This is a genomic window from Pseudomonas sp. HD6515 (assembly GCF_024971855.1).
Classification (GTDB): domain Bacteria; phylum Pseudomonadota; class Gammaproteobacteria; order Pseudomonadales; family Pseudomonadaceae; genus Aquipseudomonas; species Aquipseudomonas alloputida.
Map to the genome: position 1 here is coordinate 2,335,489 of NZ_CP079827.1, position 19,422 is coordinate 2,354,910.

Consider the following 19,422-nt stretch of genomic DNA (forward strand, 5'->3'; position numbering starts at 1 on the left):
TGCGTTCAGGCCATTCTTGATTTGACCCATCCAAGAGGCCTCAACGGCCCAGCGCTTCACCGCCTCGCTTTCTGCCAGACACTTTTCCATTCATCGCAGGAGCTTCCACAATGGTTAATCGTCTACCCGGCAAATCACTTCTTGCGTTGCTCGCGCTCAGTGCATGTATACCGCTGGCACAGGCGGCTGATGCCCCAACATTGAACACCGGCAGCACCGCCTGGATGGTAACGGCGGCGGTTCTGGTGCTGTTCATGTGTCTGCCAGGCCTTGCGCTGTTTTACGGCGGTCTCGTGCGAGCCAAGAACATGCTGTCACTGTTCACCCAATGTTTTGGTATCGCCGGACTGGTGGGGGTGCTGTGGGTGGTTTATGGCTACAGCATGGTGGTCGATACCACCAACATGGTTGAGGGCGAGGTTAGCTTCAATAGCTTTGTCGGCGGCCTGAACCGCGCATTTTTGGCAGGCATGACGTCTGAAAGCCTGGTTGGCGACATTCCGGAAGGGGTGTTTGTTACCTTCCAAATGACCTTTGCCATCATCACTCCGGCGCTCATTGCCGGGGCTTTTGCCGAACGTATGAAGTTCTCGTCGGCGCTGCTGTTCATGGCCATCTGGTTCACCCTTGTCTACGCGCCAGTGGCCCACATGGTATGGGGTGGAGCAGGGGCTTTGATGCACAACTGGGGCGTGCTGGATTTCGCTGGTGGTACTGCAGTTCACATCAACGCCGGTGTAGCTGCGCTTGCCGCCTGTTTGCTGCTTGGCAAGCGTAAGGGTTACGAAAACGCTCCAATGCCTGCACATAACCTGAGCCTCACGATGGTCGGCGCGGCGATGCTCTGGGTCGGCTGGTTTGGATTCAACATCGGCTCCGGCGGCGGCCTCACTGGCCTTTCAGGCATCGTGATGCTCAACACTCAGCTCGGTGCGTGTGCCGGTATTCTGGGCTGGATGTTCACCGAGTGGCTCAGGGTAGGTAAACCGAGTGCGTTGGGGCTAGCCAGTGGCGCCTTGGCCGGCCTGGTCGGGATTACCCCAGCCTGTGCGTATGTAGGGGTTGGCGGCGCGCTGGCCATCGGCCTGCTTTGTGGCGTGTTCTGTTATCTCAGCGTGACGGTGCTCAAGACGCGCCTGGGCTATGACGACAGCCTGGATGTATTCGGCTTGCACGGTATCGGCGGAATGATTGGCGCCGTGTTGACGGGCGTTTTCTGCGTGCCGTCGTTGGGCGGGTTGGTCGAGAACGTCACCATGGCTGACCAGGTGATCGCGCAGGTCAAAGGGGTGGCATTCACAACGGCCTACTGCTTCATTGCGAGCTGGATCATTCTCAGAGTGTTAAAGGCCGTCGTCGGGTTGCGGGCACATGACGCTGTTGAGGAAATGGGGCTTGACCTCGGTGAGCATAACGAGCGGGCTTACAACCACTAAGTGAGGAGAGCGCCCCGGCAGTTTGCGCCCAGGAGAGTCGACAACTGGGGCCCTGGCATGGGGCGTAGGACGTGCACGATGCCTTGCAACTAATCAGCAGCCTGTTGAGCGGCAAGCAGCATAAGGATCATGCCGGGAGGTGGCGGCAATTACTGGCCGCCACCCAGCTGATTCCACTCGCTGTACGCCGACGTCAGACCTTGGGGAAGCCGAGGCAGATCATGTCTGATCTCACTCAGCGCATTGGGGCTTCGAATCCATTCCGTCAGCCATGCGATCAGCATCGGTCGGGTAGCGTTGCAGGGTGCGACTTGCTGTTCAAGCTCGTCGGCTATTGGTCCCAAAAGCGCCAAATACGCGTCCAAATCGGCAATTTGATTGACCAAGGTATTCTTCCTCTCTCAGATCCGGATGAGGGCTGGCTCTGATGCCCTCAATGCTCAAATTTCAGCAAGTGTGTGCCTTTTTTCTGTGCCTCAGGGCATGGCCCTGGTAAGCCAACGTCAGGCTCCAGTTTCTCAATTCCGAGCGAAGTTCGTCGATGAGCGCAGTTGAGTATTTCCAGGGCTGAACGCCATTTGAAAATCGGAACAGCCGCGTCGGGAGTGGCGATCCGCTTGCCCAACTGCAAGGGATCGCCAGTCCGGAGTGTAGCTAGGTGGGCGAACCTGCTTTGGTAGCAGACGCTGCGCTACGCAGGCTCCACACCCCCCAGGTCAACCCCAGCACGGCCGCGATCAACGACGCGGATAGCACGCCGAGTTTCGCTGCCCCAAGTGAGCCAGGGTCGACGAACGCGAGGTTGGCGATGAAGATCGACATGGTGAAACCGATGCCGGCCAGCAGCCCGACCAGGACAATGCTACGCCAGTTGACCTCGGCGGGAAGCACGCACCAGCCCAGGCGGACCATCAGCCAGCTGACGCTGACGATGCCCAACGGCTTTCCTGCTACCAGGGCGACAGCGACGGCGATCATGACCCACTGGGGGCCTTCAACGGACAGGTCGACACCCGAAAGGCTGACCCCGGCGTTGGCCAAGGCAAACACCGGCATGATGCCGAAGGCTACCCAGGGGTGCAGGGTGCCTTGCATGCGCACTACCGGCGGCAGCAGTTCGCGCTGGGCCAGGCGCAGTCGTTTCAACGGGTCCATGAGGTCGCTGGCATCTTGCTCAGGCGCCTTGGCGCGCCCCAGCAATTCGCCGGTGAAGCGGGTAATGGCATCCAGTGGGCGCTCACGCATCGGCATTGCGGTGACAGGTGTCATCAGGCCCAGCACGACGCCTGCGAGGGTCGGGTGGGCGCCGGTCAACAAGATGCCCAGCCAGACGATCGCACCGGGAAGGACGTAGGCGTAGGCTGAACCCACACCGATCTTTTGAAGCCCGATCACCATTAGCAGGCCGATCAGTGCAACGCCGAAACCGGTGTAATCAAGGCCGCCTGAGTAGAAGAACGCGATGATCAGGACTGCGATGATGTCATCGATGATTGCCAGGGCGAGGAGGAACACACGTACGTTGGACGGGATCGACTTGCCGAGCAGTGCCAATACGCCCACCGCAAAGGCGATATCCGTCGCCGTTGGCACGGCCCAGCCTTGCTGGTCTGCCGACGCGTGACCAAAACTCAGGTAGAGGAGTGCGGGTACCGCTACGCCGCCGACAGCGGCTGCCATGGGGAGTGTGGCTTGGCGCAGGCTGGACAGTGCACCCTCGTGGATTTCGCGGCGGATCTCCATGCCCACGACCAGGAAAAAGATGGTCATCAAGCCATCATTGATCCAGAAATGCAGAGACTGCGAATAGACATGCGAGCCTACGCCGAACGTCAACGGCGTATGCCAAAGGGCTTCATAACTGTCGGCAGCCGGGGAATTCGCCCAAATCAATGCAGCGACTGCGGCAATCAACAGAACGATGCCGCTGACCGCTTCAATGTGCAAAAAGCGTTCAAGGTTGGCGAAGGCACGCTCAGCCAGTTTCTGGGCGCGAGGTAATTCTATTTTATGCATAGGCACAGGTACTCCCGCATGGCGGCCCGACCTGCGCTGTTCTTTAACCTGCCCCACTGCACCGTGCAGCTGGCACCCGTCCGGTAGTCTACCGAATAACCACTCTCAGATGAACAACAAGCGCCAAACCATTCACTCCCATGGGGCGTCGGTCTGGGATTTTTCCCTGCGGACGTTACGGTTTATGGTGATTTCCGAGCACGCGGGGCTTGGCGAACGGCAATTTATCCAACTGATCACCGCCACCTGCACATTGTGAAGACAGTGCGCTCGCCTTGTTTGCTTTCCTGGAGCATTTTCCGTTCTTCAGCATCATTGTCGTTGGGCGCGGTACTTAGGGTGGTCGTGTTCTGTCTCAAGGTGCTGTGCACGCTGCGACATTGGGGTTCGGTAATGCCTTCGCCCAGCGTTCGACACCGTGCTGCCACGCGAGGGTAAAATCGAGCAGTGGCAGGCTGGCTCAGGCTACACCACCTAGCCCACCGCAAAGGCGGGGCATGCGGGGAGTCCAGAGGTCTTCTGGCTGATTGGTTGTATGACCTCAGGCCTAGAATCGCCAGAAGGCCGGCGAGACAAGTACCAGTACGGTGAGGATCTCGAGCCGTCCAAGCAGCATGCCAACCGTCAGCAACCATTTCGCTGCGTCCGGCAACGAGGCGAAATTACCTACAGGCCCGATAATCGTCCCCAGGCCTGGGCCGACGTTGCACACCGCGGTGGCCGCCCCGCTCAATGCCGTCATCCAGTCGAGCCCTATCAGAGAGAGGCCAAGGGCGATGACTGCGATGGTGACGGAGAAGAAGAAGGAGAACGTCAGCAGTGACCGTACGATCTCTTCATCGATGGGGTGCCCATTGTATTTCTTCGAGATCGTTGCCCGTGGATGGATCAACTGCTTCAGGCTGCTGACAAGCAAGGCAGCGGCCACCTGGAAACGGAATATTTTCAAACCGCCGGCGGTGGAGCCCGAGCACCCGCCGACGAACGTCAGGTAAAAGAACAGCATGATGGCGAAGCTGCCCCAGAGCGTGTAATCACCCAAGGCAACGCCTGTGGTGGTCACCACCGAGGTCACATTGACCGCAACGATACGAAACGCATCCCACCAAGCCAGGTCGCTGTGCAGGCAGAGCCAGGTTCCGACGGTGAGCCAGACGAAGACGAGAAAACCAATGAAACCGCGAACTTGATGGTCCGTGAGCAGGATGCGTCGATGGCCACGCAGCGTGGCGACATAGAGTGTGAAGGGCAGGCTGCCGAGTATCATGATGACCACAGCTACCCAATGCACCGCAGGCTGTGGCCAATGAGCCAGCGAGGCATCCGAGGTCGAGTAACCACCGGTTGAAATCAGCGACATCGAATGATTGATGGCTTCGAACGGGGTCATGCCGGCAGCCCACAACGCCCCTGTTCCCAATGCTGTCAGGGCCAGGTAGACCAGCAGTATCATCTTGGCAGCCACATGCGAACGTGGCGTCACTTTGTCAGACCAATCCGAAGACTCGGTCTGGAACAGGCGCATGCCGCCCACGCGCAGCAGTGGCAGGATCGCCACGGCCATGCCGATAAATCCAATGCCTCCCAGCCAGTGCAGCAGGGAACGCCATATCAGTAGCCCCGGTGATGCACTGTCCAGGCCTGTCAGCACGGTCGAGCCGGTGGTGGTAATTCCCGACATGGTTTCGAAGAACGCGTCCGTGTAACTGATGTCGCGAATTAACACCATCGGCAGCGCCGCAAATGCACACACGATGACCCAGCTTGCCGTCGTGAGGAAATACATGTCCCTGGTCCGCAGTTGCGGTATGTCGGGGACGCCCCGGGCTACCGGAAGCAGGCCGACGCACAGAACGATCAGGCTCGACCAGACGAATGCGCCGAGGTCGTCGCTGCGGTCGTACCACAGCAACGTCAGCATCGGAATCACCATGCTGACGGCCAATGTGATCAGGAATACGCCAATAATGAAGGCAATGAAACGCAATGCAGGCAGCGGCATTGAGGGAGCTCGTTGGGACAGTGCCGGCAGTATTGCTTGCTTTACGGTAATGTCGAGTAAAAAAGGCGTAAAGTCGCGGCCGGGGATTTTGCACGCCGCTGTCTGGCTCTCGCTCGATGGCTCATTGGGCTGATCTCTACGCGTGTTCCCGTCTGTCAGCTCCCAAACGGTTGGAAGAGAGGCCTCAACGCCGCGCGCCCCTTCGCGGGTTGGCGAAAACAGCGCAAGCCTTGTGTCGCGAAAGGGCTGCGGAGCAGCCCCTGGATTTCAGCGTGGATACACGAATTGCCGGGGCTGCCGTGCAGCGCTTGTGCGGCACTGTTGAGAGTGCCGCAGCGGGCATGGAAAGCCCGCGGGCTTTCTGGATTACTTGATTAGCGGCACGCCACTGAGCTTCTGCAGCTCGTCAAAATCGATGTCCGCGCAGATCTCGACCACTTTCAGCCCTTCAGGTGTCACTTCTAGTACGGCCAGGTCGGTGTAGATGCGGCTGACGCAAGCGATACCGGTCAGCGGGTAGGTGCACTCGGGCACCAGCTTGCTTTCGCCGGTCTTGGTCAGGTGGTCCATCATCACGAACACCTGGCGGGCGCCGGTGGCCAGGTCCATTGCACCGCCTACGGCCGGGATCGAACCTTCGGCGCCCGTGTGCCAGTTGGCCAGGTCGCCCTTGACCGACACCTGGAAGGCGCCCAGTACAGCGATGTCCAGGTGGCCACCACGCATCATCGAGAACGAATCGGCATGGTGGAAGAAGGCACCACCGGTCAGCAGGGTGACGTGCTGCTTGCCGGCGTTGATCAGGTCATCGTCTTCCTCGCCCGGCGCAGGGCTTGGGCCCATGCCCAGCAGGCCGTTCTCGCTGTGCAGGAACACTTCCTTGTCGCCCAGGTAGTTGGCCACCAGGGTCGGTGCGCCGATACCCAGGTTTACATACGCGCCTTCCTGGATGTCTGCGGCCACGCGTTGGGCCATCTCGGTGCGGGAGAGCTTTTTGGTGATGGTCATGGCAGGCCTCAGACAGCTTTGGCAATCGAAGAGGCGGCAGCACCGGTGACGGCGACCACGCGCTGGACGAAGATACCCGGGGTGATGATGTGTTCCGGGTCCAGTTCACCAAGTTCGACGACTTGGTCGACCTGGGCGATGGCGGTCTTGGCAGCCATGGCCATGATCGGGCCGAAGTTGCGGGCGGCCTTGCGGTAGGTCAGGTTGCCCCAACGGTCACCCTTGTGCGCCTTGATCAGTGCGAAGTCGGCGTGCAGCGGCATTTCCAGCACGTACATGCGGCCGTCGATCTCACGGGTTTCCTTGCCCTCGGCCAACAGGGTGCCGTAGCCGGTCGGTGAGAAGAACGCACCAATGCCGGAGCCTGCGGCGCGGATACGCTCGGCCAGGTTGCCCTGCGGGACCACTTCCAGTTCGATCTTGCCGGCGCGGTACAGTTCGTCGAACACGTAGGAGTCGGACTGGCGCGGGAACGAGCAGATCACCTTGCGCACGCTGCCTGCCATGAGCAGGGCGGCCAGGCCGATCTCGCCGTTGCCGGCGTTGTTGCTGATGATGGTCAGGTCGCGGGCACCGGTGGCAATGAGGCCATCGATCAGCTCGGACGGCATGCCAGCCGTGCCGAAGCCACCGACCATGATGGTCGAACCGTCGGTGATCCCTTCCACCGCGCTGGCGATGGACTCGTACGTTTTATTGATCAAGGCGAGCTCCTGGTTGTTCCTGGAGTTGTGGTTGTCGGGCTGGCCGGAGCGCGTGAAGCGATGGGGCCTGTCAGCACATGAAATGGCTTGCTGACTTTCGCTATAGCGTGCCGCAAGATAGGGCAACAGTAGAGAGGGTTTGGCTGAATTTGTGCGATTATCGAACTGTTGTGCGATCTGCGAGCAGTTCTGGAGGCTATTTGTCTCATTTCAGTTGAATGCTTAAACCCCTCATTTTTGCCCCTGCCTGGTGCGCTCCGGGGTTTACCGGCCGGCACCTTGCACTGATGAAGTGCATCCACTCCGCGGGACGGCCGATTAATCACGCCTCCCGCCGTTGGCGTGCGACTTGCTATCAGATTGCCATTCGATGTCGCGTATGGTGAAGATAATGTCGCTTTCCAGTGGTTCGATGCAGTTATCGTCGAGTGAAAAGGGTTGGCTGCCGTGGTTTGGCAAAACCGGCAAATTCAGCATGGGCTGGGCGTGCCGCCTTAATCGGGCCAGTTACCCGCAGGTCGAGCAAACGTTCGAAGCCATCGCCCAGACCCGCGTGCAGTTGCTGCATGAGTGGGTGCGCGAGCAGTGGGAACACCTGGCCGACCTGGCCGAGCAGGTGGCGCCCGGGCTCGCTCAAGTCGATAGCGCAATGTTGCGCAACACGCTGGCCCAGGCTGAGGACTTTTCCGAGCTGTTTGTCGTCGATGCCCACGGCATCGTCATCGCTTCGACCTGGCCCCAGCGTGGCACGCCACGCATCGAGCACTTGGCAGCCCTGGCGCAAGGGCTGAAAGCACCGTTTCTGCACGGGCCCTACAGCGACCCGCTGACCTTGCAGGTCGGCCCGTCTTCCTCGCGCTTCCACGATGAAGTCACGTTGATGTTCTACCAGCCCCTGATGCACGAGAGCAAAGTGCTAGGTTGTTTGTGTGGGCGGGTGCCCAACGATGTGCTGGGTGACCTGATCCAGCGCGAGGCAGGGCACATTTACCCCGAGTCGGGCGACAACTACCTGTTCATGGCGCAATCGCGCTTCGACCCTGGCATACAGCCCGGTACCGCGTTGTCCCGCTCGCGCTTCGAGGACGCCACCTTCACCCATGGCGAAAACCTCAAGAACGGTGTGCACACCCCCTGGACCACCGTGCAGGTCCAGCGTCATACCGAGCTGGAGCTTCGTTTCACCGACCCTTCCACGCGGGAACTGCACCCAGGCGTGAGGGAGACGATCAGGCGGGGTGCCAATCTGTTCGTGACCTACCCCGGCTATTCCGACTACCGTCATGTGCCAGTGGTGGGCAAGGGCGTGACCTTCCAGTTGCCAGGCTCACCCGACCGCTGGGGCATGATGTGCGAGGCAGACCTGGAGGAGGTCTATCGCCGGCGTTCGCTGAGCTACGGGTTGATGAAACCCTATGTAGCGATCATGGCGGGGCTGTTCGGCTGCAATTACTGGGTGCAGCACTATGCAGGCCTGCCGCAAGGGCTGACTGACGCGATCGAGGCCTTGAGCATGCTGGGCGCCACCTTGTTGTTCGGCGTGCTCGGGCCCAAGCGCCTGGCCGCCAGGTTGAATGGCATGAGCAGTGTGCTGTGCACCATCGCCGAGGGTGAAGGCAACCTGCGCCAGCGCCTGGATACCAGTACCTTGGCCAATGATGAGAGCGGCGACATGGCGCGCTGGATCAACAGCTTCATCGACCGCCTGGACACGGTGGTCGGGCAGGTGGTCAAGGCCAGTCGCACGGTTGGCAGCACCAACCAGATGATGCTCGGGCGCAGCCAGGAGGCCAGCGTAAGCTCCGCCGACGTGGCCGACGCCGTGCACCAGATGATGATCATCATGGAAGAGCAACTCGGCGAACTGCAGCAGGCCTCGGTCAGCGCCGAGCAGATGAAACAGGCCATGGACGAAGTGGTCAGCCGCGCACGCGCGCAGTACCAGGCGGTGCAGGCGGGCACCCAGTCGATCCGCGATGTGGTGGCGCGCTCATCATCCAGCGTGCAGCGGCTCGACAGCCGCATGGTCGAGATCGACAACATCACCGGGTTGATCAGCGAAATCACCAACCAGACCAACCTGCTGGCGCTCAATGCCGCTATCGAGGCGGCGCGGGCCGGGGAGCATGGTCGTGGCTTCGCGGTGGTGGCCGACGAGGTACGCAGCCTGGCCGCACGCACCTCGCGTGCCGCCGACGACATTCGCCATATGGTCGAGAGCCTGCAGGGCGAAACCCGGCAGGCGGTAAGCTTCATGGAGCAGGGCGTGCAGGATGTCGACAACAGCCTGCGCCTGGCGGAGGACGCGTCTTCCGAAAATGTGCAACTGCACCAGGCGGTGGAGGGCATGTTCGCCATCATCCAGCAGCTCAACCGTCGCAGCGTGGAATACGGCAAGACGATCGAGCAGGTCAACCAGTCCTCCAGCGAGATGCGCCAGACCGCTCTGGTGCTGCAAAGCAGTGCGCAGAAGGTGAAGGTGGATGCTGGCAAGTTGCAGAAGCTGGTGGGGCAGTTCGAAGTCAGCGATGATGGCGAACGAGGCGTCGCTGCTTGAGTAACGCACCTGTCCGGTAACCCGGGAGTCCGTCATGATCCGGCTGGCTGTACGTGCCACTCATCAGGTGCAAGCCAGCCCCGATGGCTGCTGACTTCCAGGCCGGTAGCGGACGAAGGGCGGGTTTGCCCGCGAAGAAAGCAAAACGATCAATGGTAGCGGCTCTGCTGGTGTGAGCCGGTCCGCCATCTCCGCCATCTCCGCCATCAGCCCAGCCGAAAAAGCCGCGCAATGGCTCAAGGTCTGTGGCAGTGTTGGCTATCTGGCCAGCCCCACAGGGACCGACATGCAAACTCGCAAAACCGGTGTTCGCGCCCAGCAGGCCGACCGCACCCGGGACAATATTCTCAAGGCCGCAGTGAAGGTCTTCAGCAAGGAAGGCTTCACTGGTGGGCGCATCGAGCAGATCTCCACACTGGCCAAGTCCAACGACCGGATGATCTATTACTACTTCGGCAGCAAGGAAAAGCTGTTCATCAGTGTGCTGGAGCACATCTATGCCAGCTTCAACCAGGCCGAAGCGAAGCTGCGCCTCGACCTCGCCGACCCTGAGCAGGCCCTGCGCGAACTGGTGGCATTCATCTGGGACTATTATGTGCGCCACCCCGAATTCGTCACCATCCTCGCCACCGAAAACCTTCACCAGGGCTTGCACGCGCGCAAGTCGCAAAACCTCAGGGCGCTGTCCGGCGAGGCGGTCGGCGTGCTGCGGCCGATCATCGAGGCCGGACAAGTAAAGGGCCTGTTCCGCGACGATATCTGCATTACCCACGCCTACCTGATGATTGCCTCGCTCTGCTATTTCTATAACTCCAACCGCCATACGCTCAGCTCGTTCCTGGCCGTGGACCTGGCGGACAAGCAGGCCAAGGCCGATTGGCTGGCCTTCATCAGTGACCTTGCGCTGCGCGGCTTGCGCCGCTGAGCCTCAGTGGCTGCCAGGGTTGGCGCGTACCTGCGCAGCCTTGGACGCCAGCCCTTGCCAGGCCGGTTTGTCGGCGGCAAAACGATGGCGCAGGTAGGCCGCGAGGTCGGCTACCTGGCGGTCCGACAGGCTGTCCTTGAAACCGGGCATGTAGCCCAGGTCGCGGGTTGCCGGGGTCGGAATGCCGTGCAGCACCACGCGCAGCAGGTTGTCCGGCAGGTCACTATGGACGTTGCTGTTGACCGCCATCGACGGGCTGACGCCAAACAGCTTCGGCCCCAGCCCATCACTGTGGCAGGCCAGGCATGCACCTTTGAATACCCGCTCGCCGTTGCTCAGCGACACTGGCGAGTCCACCTGAGGCGCGGCATTGGCCGCCAGTGCCTGCGGCTCGCCATCCAGGGAGCTGAGGTAGTGGGCGATGGCGCGCACGTCGCTTTTTGGCAGGGTGGCAAGCTCACTGACCACCGGGCCCATGGGGCCGGCCGCCACGCCGTGTTTTTCGGAGAAGCCGGTGCTGAGGTAGTTGAACAACTCGTCTTCGCTCCACGGCGTCGATGACTTGCCCAGGGCATTCAAGGCCGGGGCCTCCCAGCCATCGACCATGCCGCCAGCAAGGTAGCTGCTACCGCCTTTTTCTGCGCCCATCAGGTTGCGCGGCGAATGGCAGGCCGTGCAGTGGCCCAGGCCGTCGACCAGGTAGGCACCGCGGTTCCACTGCGCGCTGCGCTGCGGGTCGGGCTGGTATTCGCCGCGTTGCAAAAACAGCGCATTCCAGCCGGCCATCAGCGGCCGCTGGTTGAACGGGAAGCGCATCTGGTTGGCGGGCGCTTCCTGGCGTGCCGGGGTTTGCGACATCAGGTAGGCATACAGCGCTTGCAGGTCGGCGTCGTTGATGTTGCGAAACGAGGTGTAGGGAAACGCCGGGTACAGGTGCCGGCCATCGCGGCTGATACCTTCGCGCATGGCCCGCTCGAAGGCAGCGAAGGACCAGCGGCCGATACCGGTTTCTGGGTCGGGGGTAATATTGGTGCTGTACAACGTGCCAAAAGGCGTATCCATTGCCAGCCCCCCGGCATTGACCTTGCCGCCGCCGACCGTATGGCACACGGCGCAGTCGCCGGCCGCCGCCACCTGGCGCCCGCGCTCGAGCATGGCGGCGCTCCAGCTGCCGACGCCAGGTGGCGTTACCGGGGCGATTTCGGCGCGCCAGGGCAAGGCGGTGGCAAGCATGCCCAATGCGGCGCCGAACACCCCGGCCAGCGAGCCGAACCACCACTTCGAACGCTTGGTTGACGGCTGCGCTGGCGCGGGTGCATCTGGCCCTTGGCCTTCGCCACCGAGCGCAGCGCGCACGCGTTCGGCAGTGATCGGCAGCTCGCGAAAACGAATGCCGGTGGCGTCGAAAATGGCATTGGCGATGGCCGCTGCGCTGGGTACCGAGGCTGACTCGCCACTGCCCATTGGCGGCTCGTGCTGGCGCGGCAGCATCATTACGTCGATAGCTGGCACCTCGGGGAAGGTCAGGATCGGGTAGCCGCCCCATTCCTTGCTCGCCACCGTCGACTCTTCGAAGCTGACCTGCTCCTTGAGCGCCCGGCTGGTGGACTGGATGACGTTGCCGTGGATCTGGTGACGCACACCCTCGGGGTTGACCATCATGCCGGCATCGTGGCCGATCACCACGCGGGTGACGGCCACTTCGCCCGTGCGCCGGTCCACTGCGACATCAGCCACCCATGCTGCCCAGGCCGCGCCGAAGCCGGGGAATTTACTGTGGATATAGCGCGCATAGGCAAAACCCCGGCCGCGCAGCACATCACCTTCGGCCTGTGTCTGCATGGGCCGGGTATGTGGCTGCCATTGCGCGCGTTCAGCGGTGGCTTTGACCAGGTCGATGGCGCGCGGGTCGGACAGGTGCTTGAGGCGATATTCGACCGGGTCGACGCCAGCGGCGAAGGCCAGCTCATCAATGTACGACTCGTGGGCGAAGCTGTTGGGCATGGCCGACACACCCCGCATCCATGAGGCACGCACCAGTGGCGTCATGTCATTGATGGTGACGCGCATGTGTTCGTAATCGTAAGGCGGGATCGACGTGCGATCGCCCATCTCGAACAGCGCCGGCACCGGTTCCACGGCACCGGTCAGCAGCAGGGCCAGGGTGGGCGCGCCATTGGACGGGTAGCTGGTCTGGAAGTCATAGGCAGCCACGCTGCCATCGGCGTTCAGGCCACCGTCGATTTCCATCAACTGCGCGGTGCCCTTGGGCTCCCACACGTGTTCCTGTTCGCGGGTCAGCTGCACCCGCACCGGGCGCTGCACCGCACGCGACAGCAGCACCGCGTCGGCGCACACGTCATCGGCGCAGTTGCGGCCATAACAGCCGGCTGCCTCCATGCGAATGATCTCGATGCGTGCTTCGTCGCACGCCAGCAGCCAGGCCAGGTCTGCGCGCAGCAGGTGCGGGTTCTGCGTACCTGACCACACGCGGATCTGCCCTGCGGTGAAGTCGGCCAGCGCACATGATGGGCCGATCGATGCGTGCAGCTGGTACGGCCACAGGTAGCTGCGGCTCAGGCGCTGGCTGGCATTGGCGATGCCGCCGTCGACATCGCCCTGGTCCAGCACGGTGCGCTGCACGCGCGGGTTGTCGCGGATGGCCTGGGCGACATCGCTAAGGTCAGGCAGCTTGCCTGTGAATGGCTTCCAGCTGATTTTCAGCTCATGGGCTGCACGGATGGCTTGCTCTTCGCGCTCTGCCACCACGCCGACGAAGTCGCGGATGACCACCACGGCGACCACGCCGGGTAGATGGGCGATGGAGGATTCATCCACCGCCAGCAGGCTGTTGCCGACAAAGTCGCCGCTGTCATGGCCGGCATAGGGCGGGCGGATGACCCGACCGTGAAGCATGTCGGGCAGGCGCATGTCGTGCACATAGGTCAGCTCGCCGGTGGCCTTGCCTGGGATGTCTACCCGTGGGGCGCTGCGCCCGACCAGGCGGTAGTCCTCGATGGCCTTGAGCGGGGCGTCGTCGGCAATGTGCAGCCGGAGGTTTTCACCTTGCACCAGTTCGGCAAAGCTCAGCGTGCTGCCGTTACTGGCGATAACCGTGCCGTCTTCAATGCGCAGCATTTCGGGCGGGCAGCCAAGGCGTAGGGCGGCCTGTTGCAACAGATAGCGTCGCGCTGTGGCTGCGGCCTTGCGCAGCGGTACCGCGGAAATCTGCAGGGTGGCGCTGGCAATGGTCGCGCCCTGGTTGGGTGCCCGCTCGGTGTCGCCCAGCACCATGTGCACCTGGTCCATGCGCACGTCCAGCTCTTCGGCGACGATCTGCGCCAGCGAGGTGCGGATACCAGTGCCCAGGTCGACATGGCCATTGAAGGCGTAGACCATGCCGTCGTCGCTGACCGCGATGAACAACGCCAGCTCACGTTCCTTGGCTGGAGGTGTCACGCCCTTGGCCACAGGGCCTGAGGGTGGGGTGATCTGGTCGACGATCAGCAACACGCCGGTCTTGGCCAGCATTTGGTCGCGGCTGGGCACCTGTTGTGAGTGGTTCATGGCTTTCTCCGGGTCTCGGCAGCGCGGCGCACGGCGCGCAGGATTTCGACGTGGGTGCCGCAGCGGCACAGGTTGCCGGACAGCTCATTGCGAATCTGTTCGTCGCTGGGCTCGGGAATGCGGTCGAGCAGTGCCTTGGCAGTCATGATCATGCCGTTCATGCAGTAACCACACTGGGCCGCTTGCTCATCGATGAACGCCTGTTGCACCGGGTGCGGCGCGGCCTTGCAGCCCAGCCCTTCGAGGGTGGTGATATCGCGGCCGGCGGCGCCGGCCAAGGGGATGACGCAGGAGCGGGCGGCCACGCCATCGATGATCACCGTACACGCCCCACACTCGCCCAGGCCGCAGCCGTACTTGGGGCCGTTCAGGCACAGGTCGTTGCGCAGGATCAGCAGCAGCGGGGTGTCAGGCATGGCGCTGACTTCGACGGGCTGGCCGTTGACCTGCAGGGAGATGGTTGTTTGCATTATTGGCTCATCTCTGGAGGTTGCTTGCGCTACCAAAGGACTCAAATGACGCGAGCGTTTCGGTAAGTACTCACTACATGAAATGAGTGAGCAAGAAGCAGGCCAGAGATGAATCTGCAGAGAACTGTGATGGGGGGCAGGGAGGAAGATTGTCGGCGCCCGGGAAATCGAGCGCCGCCCGCGCGGCGCATCGCGCTGTGCCGAACCCCCGATGCGTGTGTGTAGGAGCGGGTTTACCCGCGAATACGGTAGCGGCGGCAACGGTGATCGGCGGGTGGAGATTGGCCAGCAGGCCCGGCCCATTCGCGGGTAAACCCGCTCCTACGACGACCTGTGCCCAACCACCGATGCGTGTGTAGGAGCGGGTTTACCCGCGAATACGGTGGCGACGGCAACGGTGAACGGCAAGTGTAAATTGGCCAGCAGGCCCGGCCCATTCGCGGGTGAACCCGCTCCTACGACGACCTGTGCCGAACCCCCGATGCGTGTGTAGGAGCGGGTTTACCCGCGAATACGGTGGCGGCGGCAACGGTGAACGGCAAGTGTAAATTGGCCAGCCGACCCGGCCCATTCGCGGGTAAACCCGCGCCTACGACGGCCTGTGCCGAACCCCCGATGCGTGTGTAGGAGCGGGTTTACCCGCGAATACGGTGGCGGCGGCAACGGTGAACGGCCGGTGGAAATTGGCTGGCAGACCCGGCCCTTTCGCGGGTAAACCCGCTCCTACGACGGCCTGTGCCTAACCATCGATGCGTGTGTAGGAGCGAGCTTGCTCGCGAAGCGCCGCGCGGGCGGCGCTCGATCTCTCAGGCCGCGTATCTGTGACGGCCACTGCGGCAGTCACAACAAATTTCAGCCCGCGTTTTCGTCGCTGTCGATCATCTTGCGCAGCAAGTACAAAATGGCTACACGTTCGCCGGCATTCAAGCTGCCCATGCTCAGTTCGCTGATCTGCCGGGCGCAGGGGATCATTGCATCGAGCAATGCCGCGCCGCTTTCGGTGAGTTCGACGATGACCTTGCGCCGGTCGCCTGGGTCTGGCGAAAGCTGCACCAGCTCACGGGCCTTCAGGCGCTCGACGATGCCGCGGATGGTTGCCTGGTCCACCGCGGTGGCCTTGATCAGCTCAGCCTGGGAGCTGGGGCCGTGGTCGCGCAGGGCGCACAGGGTGACGAACTGGATCGAGGTAAGCTGCGGGTCGCAGGCCTGCTGCTGGAAAATCGCCGTGTGCCGTTGGTAGGCCTTGCGCAGCAAGTGCCCGACCTGTTCGGTAACGTCGTAGGGGGTGTTGTCGAGCGGGGCGCTGCTGGGGGTGGTTTTTTTCGACATAGGATGGCTTGGGCTGGGTGGAAAGAGGCTGGCCGGCCGCCAATAGCGGAGCGCCCGGCCAGTATAACCCCTATCGCGCTCGCGACTCCTCTGGTGCAACCACGTCGCCGGCCAGCACGACCGCCTTGTCATCCAGGTAGATATCGCAGTTGCGCAGCGGGATGTCCAGGTGGCACGGGGTCTTGCGCTTGCCACCGACCTCGGTGTTGGGGCCAGTGGAGAACAGGAAGTTGCCGTAGAACGCACGGGCATCCATGCACATGCCGTCGTTGCGGTCGTGCAGGCCCATGGCCGTCCATTGCGCGCGCGGCTGCAGGCCCCAACCTATGTGCGAGATGCCGTATACCTCGGGGTCGTTGAAGTACTTCATGTAGTCACGCAGGTACTCGGCCTCGAAGCCGCCATGTATGCCGGTGATGAAGCCTTTTTCGATTTCCAGGGTGATGCGCTCGCGGCAATAGTTCTTGAACGGCAGGATGATGTCGCCCACGTCCAGCACCAGCGTGCCCTCGGCGCTGTCCTCGTTCGGCCAGGTGAACAGAAAGCCGCTGGGCCAGTGGTCCCAGCGCCCCGGTTCGTCGGCATAGCCGTACTCAGTCACGGCCGGGTACTGGCCGAGCGGGGCGTGGAAGTCGCTACCGGCCTTGGACCGCACATGCAGGCTGCGCGCCTGTTTCAACAGGGTTTCGGCAGCCAGCACCCGGCGTTTGTCGTCTTCGGTCGGCAGCATGCGCGCCAGCACCTCGGGTGGCTCCACGGCCAGCAGGATGCGCGTGCCGGTCTTGAGAATCTGCTCCTGCTCGGGTGAGTGCAGCAGCATCATGGTGTCGACGACCAGGTCGGCTGCTTCCAGCGCCCGCTGCGCCGCCAGGTTGCCGGTCAGCGCGGTGTCGCCGCAGTAGGCCGTCATGTCGTTGCCCATGGCGGTCGGGTGGTTGAACGCCGGCAGCTCTACCGCATACACCTTGGCCTTCAAACGCTGGGCGGCCTCCATGGCGGCGTTGACCGTGCGCGGGTCGGAGTAGTGGCTCTTGAGCACGGCCACGCTCTGCGTTTCGTCCACGCGAGACAGCTTCAGTACGTGCTCGAACATCTGGGTCAGTTGTGCATTGCTCACCGGCATCGGGGTTCTCCTGGGTGGCGTTGACAGGGGCGCACCATGGCAGTGCCTGGTGCTTCATCTCGGTGCAAAATAATAGTGTGTACACCCTATTTTTGCAGATGAAAACGCATCCTGCCAGCGAGCGCAAGTTATCTGTTCAAACGTTACCTATCCACACATAATCCAGTATTTACGGTAACAATACGCTGAGTGCTGTTTCGATCAGCTGTTTGAAAAATATTTTCAGCGGGCTCTTTTCAAAGGTCATTTGTAGCGTATACGCTCTAAATCGTCAGGCGGTTGAACCGCTGGCCACCTATCAGAACAAGAGGAGACATACCCATGCGGGGTAGGCAGAAAATCGCAATCGTCGGTGCAGGTCTGGGTGGGGCAGCCGCCGCCACGTTGCTGCAACAGGCCGGGTTCGATGTCGAGGTATTCGAACAGGCTCCGGCGTTCACCCGCCTGGGCGCGGGCATTCATATCGGCCCTAACGTGATGAAAATCTTCCGCCGCATGGGGCTGGAGCAGAAGCTGGAGCTGATGGGCTCGCACCCGGACTTCTGGTTCAGCCGCGACGGCAATACCGGTGATTACCTGTCGCGCATTCCGCTGGGCGAGTTTGCCCGCCGCGAATACGGCGCCGCTTACATCACCATCCACCGTGGCGACCTGCACGCCCTGCAGATCGAGGCCATCCAGCCGGGCACCGTGCACTTCGGCAAGCGCCTGGAAAAGATCGTCGACGAAGGTGATCGGGTACGCCTGGACTTTGCCGATGGCACCCACACCGTGGCCGACATCGTCATTGGGGCCGACGGCATCCATTCGAAGATCCGTGAAGAGTTGCTGGGGGCTGAAGCGCCGATCTACAGCGGCTGGGTCGCGCACCGTGCACTGATTCGCGGGGTGAACCTGGCACCGCATGCCGATGTGTTCGAGCCCTGCGTCAAATGGTGGTCCGAAGACCGCCACATGATGGTCTACTACACCACCGGCAAGCGCGACGAGTATTACTTCGTCACCGGCGTGCCACATGAAGCCTGGGACTTCCAGGGTGCGTTCGTCGACAGCAGCCAGGAAGAAATGCGCGCAGCCTTCGAAGGCTACCACCCCACCGTACAGAAGCTGATCGACGCTACCGAATCGATTACCAAGTGGCCGCTGCGCAACCGCAACCCGTTGCCGTTGTGGAGCCGTGGCCGCCTGGTGCTGCTGGGCGACGCCTGCCACCCGATGAAGCCACACATGGCCCAGGGCGCGTGCATGGCCATCGAGGACGCGGCCATGCTGACCCGCTGCCTGCAGGAGACCGGGTTGTCCGACCACCGCACGGCGTTCGCCCTCTACGAGGCCAACCGTAAAGAGCGGGCATCGCAGGTGCAATCGGTATCCAACGCCAACACCTGGCTCTACACCCAGGAAGACCCAGCCTGGGTTTACGGCTACGACCTCTATGGGCAGCAGCTTAAAAGCGGGGAGGCGGCATGAGCACCTTCGTCGCTGGCGGTAACGTGAGCGCCAATGGCATCCGCCAGCATTACCTGCGCTATGGCGGCAAGGGCCATGCGCTGATCCTGGTGCCGGGCATCACCAGCCCAGCGATCACCTGGGGCTTTGTTGCCGAGCGCCTTGGGCAGTATTTCGACACCTATGTGCTGGATGTGCGCGGGCGCGGCTTGTCTTCAAGCGGCCCCGACCTGGACTACGGTACCGACGCTTGTGCTGCGGATATTCCCGCCTTTGCCGCCGCGCTAGGCCTGGATGGCTACCATCTGGTCGGGCACTCGATGGGGGCGCGTTTTGCCATCCGCGCTGCCGCCCAAGGGGCACCGGGACTGCAGCGGCTGGTGCTGGTCGACCCACCGGTGTCCGGTCCGGGCCGCCGCGCCTACCCGAGCAAGTTGCCGTGGTACGTCGATTCGATCCGCCAAGCCACGGTTGGCATGAGCGGCGATGACATGCGCGCCTTCTGCGCCACCTGGAGCGACGCGCAGCTGGCCCTGCGTGCCGAGTGGCTGCACACCTGCTACGAGCCGGCGATCGTGCGGGCCTTCGATGATTTCCACGTGGTCGATATCCACCAGTACCTGCCCGCGGTGCGCCAGCCGGCATTGCTGATGGTGGCTGGGCGGGGGGGAGTGATCGAGCCCCGTGACATTGCTGAAATGCGCGAGCTCAAGCCGGATATCCAGGTCGCGTACGTGGACAACGCCGGCCACATGATTCCCTGGGATGACCTGGACGGTTTCTTCGCCGCCTTTGGCGACTTCCTCGACCACCCCCTCGTCTGACGGAGCACGAGA

Annotated in this window: 15 protein-coding genes and 1 pseudogene; 7 read left to right on the top strand and 9 right to left on the bottom strand. The window is 62.3% G+C overall.

Going from position 1 to position 19,422, the window contains the following annotated elements; translation table 11 throughout:
* Positions 1-110 precede the first annotated feature (110 nt).
* Positions 111-1,436: an ammonium transporter gene (locus KW568_RS10685; RefSeq protein ID WP_004577297.1), complete on the top strand. Its 1,326-nt coding sequence runs from the start codon at positions 111-113 to the stop codon at positions 1,434-1,436.
* Between the two features lie 149 nt (positions 1,437-1,585).
* On the opposite strand, the gene KW568_RS10690 is transcribed toward KW568_RS10685, so the two are convergent.
* Together KW568_RS10690 and nhaA are read right to left on the bottom strand one after the other, a co-directional pair.
* The gene (locus KW568_RS10690) at positions 1,586-1,822 is read right to left on the bottom strand and encodes a hypothetical protein (RefSeq protein WP_033727035.1); all 237 of its coding nucleotides are present in this window, start codon (positions 1,820-1,822) and stop codon (positions 1,586-1,588) included.
* 268 nt (positions 1,823-2,090) lie between these two features.
* The gene (nhaA, locus tag KW568_RS10695; protein ID WP_004577299.1) at positions 2,091-3,452 is read right to left on the bottom strand and encodes a Na+/H+ antiporter NhaA; all 1,362 of its coding nucleotides are present in this window, start codon (positions 3,450-3,452) and stop codon (positions 2,091-2,093) included.
* Positions 3,453-3,561: 109 nt separating this feature from the next.
* Between nhaA and KW568_RS10700 the strand changes: the two genes are divergently transcribed.
* On the top strand, positions 3,562-3,711 hold the full coding sequence (locus tag KW568_RS10700; RefSeq protein ID WP_014756020.1) for a hypothetical protein: 150 nt from the start codon (positions 3,562-3,564) through the stop codon (positions 3,709-3,711).
* Positions 3,710-3,803 (top strand): annotated as a pseudogene (locus tag KW568_RS31100) (hypothetical protein); the annotation flags it as partial. The gene KW568_RS10700 and the pseudogene KW568_RS31100, both read left to right, overlap by 2 nt.
* Positions 3,804-3,999: 196 nt before the next feature.
* On the opposite strand, the gene KW568_RS10705 reads toward KW568_RS31100, so the two are convergent.
* The 3 genes from KW568_RS10705 to KW568_RS10715 form a co-directional block, all read right to left on the bottom strand.
* Positions 4,000-5,454 (bottom strand): TrkH family potassium uptake protein, encoded by a 1,455-nt coding sequence (locus KW568_RS10705; RefSeq protein ID WP_003251133.1) that lies wholly within the window; start codon positions 5,452-5,454, stop codon positions 4,000-4,002.
* Positions 5,455-5,820: 366 nt separating this feature from the next.
* On the bottom strand, positions 5,821-6,462 hold the full coding sequence (locus tag KW568_RS10710) for a 3-oxoacid CoA-transferase subunit B (RefSeq protein ID WP_003251131.1): 642 nt from the start codon (positions 6,460-6,462) through the stop codon (positions 5,821-5,823).
* Between the two features lie 8 nt (positions 6,463-6,470).
* Positions 6,471-7,166 (bottom strand): 3-oxoacid CoA-transferase subunit A, encoded by a 696-nt coding sequence (locus KW568_RS10715; RefSeq protein ID WP_003251128.1) that lies wholly within the window; start codon positions 7,164-7,166, stop codon positions 6,471-6,473.
* A 1,906-nt stretch (positions 7,167-9,072) separates the two neighbouring features.
* Between KW568_RS10715 and KW568_RS31105 the strand changes: the two genes are divergently transcribed.
* Positions 9,073-9,723: a methyl-accepting chemotaxis protein gene (locus KW568_RS31105; RefSeq protein WP_370626975.1), complete on the top strand. Its 651-nt coding sequence runs from the start codon at positions 9,073-9,075 to the stop codon at positions 9,721-9,723.
* A gap of 286 nt (positions 9,724-10,009) precedes the next feature.
* Positions 10,010-10,648 (top strand): TetR family transcriptional regulator, encoded by a 639-nt coding sequence (locus tag KW568_RS10725; protein WP_014590411.1) that lies wholly within the window; start codon positions 10,010-10,012, stop codon positions 10,646-10,648.
* 3 nt (positions 10,649-10,651) lie between these two features.
* Here KW568_RS10725 and KW568_RS10730 read toward each other — a convergent pair whose 3' ends face one another.
* From KW568_RS10730 to KW568_RS10745, 4 genes are all read right to left on the bottom strand, one after another.
* Positions 10,652-14,215: a molybdopterin cofactor-binding domain-containing protein gene (locus KW568_RS10730; protein ID WP_004577302.1), complete on the bottom strand. Its 3,564-nt coding sequence runs from the start codon at positions 14,213-14,215 to the stop codon at positions 10,652-10,654.
* Positions 14,212-14,685, bottom strand: a complete 474-nt coding sequence (locus tag KW568_RS10735) for a (2Fe-2S)-binding protein (protein WP_004577303.1) — start codon at positions 14,683-14,685, stop codon at positions 14,212-14,214. Before KW568_RS10735 ends, KW568_RS10730 begins: the two co-directional genes overlap by 4 nt.
* Positions 14,686-15,537: 852 nt before the next feature.
* Positions 15,538-16,014, bottom strand: a complete 477-nt coding sequence (locus tag KW568_RS10740) for a MarR family winged helix-turn-helix transcriptional regulator (protein ID WP_003251120.1) — start codon at positions 16,012-16,014, stop codon at positions 15,538-15,540.
* Between the two features lie 70 nt (positions 16,015-16,084).
* Positions 16,085-17,137 carry a 2,5-dihydroxypyridine 5,6-dioxygenase gene (locus KW568_RS10745; RefSeq protein ID WP_004577272.1) on the bottom strand — a complete coding sequence of 351 codons (1,053 nt, stop codon included), beginning with the start codon at positions 17,135-17,137 and terminating at the stop codon, positions 16,085-16,087.
* 321 nt (positions 17,138-17,458) lie between these two features.
* Here KW568_RS10745 and nicC point away from each other — a divergent pair, with 321 nt between their 5' ends.
* Together nicC and nicD are read left to right on the top strand one after the other, a co-directional pair.
* On the top strand, positions 17,459-18,607 hold the full coding sequence (gene nicC / locus KW568_RS10750) for a 6-hydroxynicotinate 3-monooxygenase (protein WP_003251117.1): 1,149 nt from the start codon (positions 17,459-17,461) through the stop codon (positions 18,605-18,607).
* Positions 18,604-19,410: an N-formylmaleamate deformylase gene (gene nicD / locus KW568_RS10755; RefSeq protein ID WP_004577271.1), complete on the top strand. Its 807-nt coding sequence runs from the start codon at positions 18,604-18,606 to the stop codon at positions 19,408-19,410. The genes nicC and nicD overlap by 4 nt, the downstream gene beginning before the upstream one ends.
* Positions 19,411-19,422: the final 12 nt, after the last annotated feature.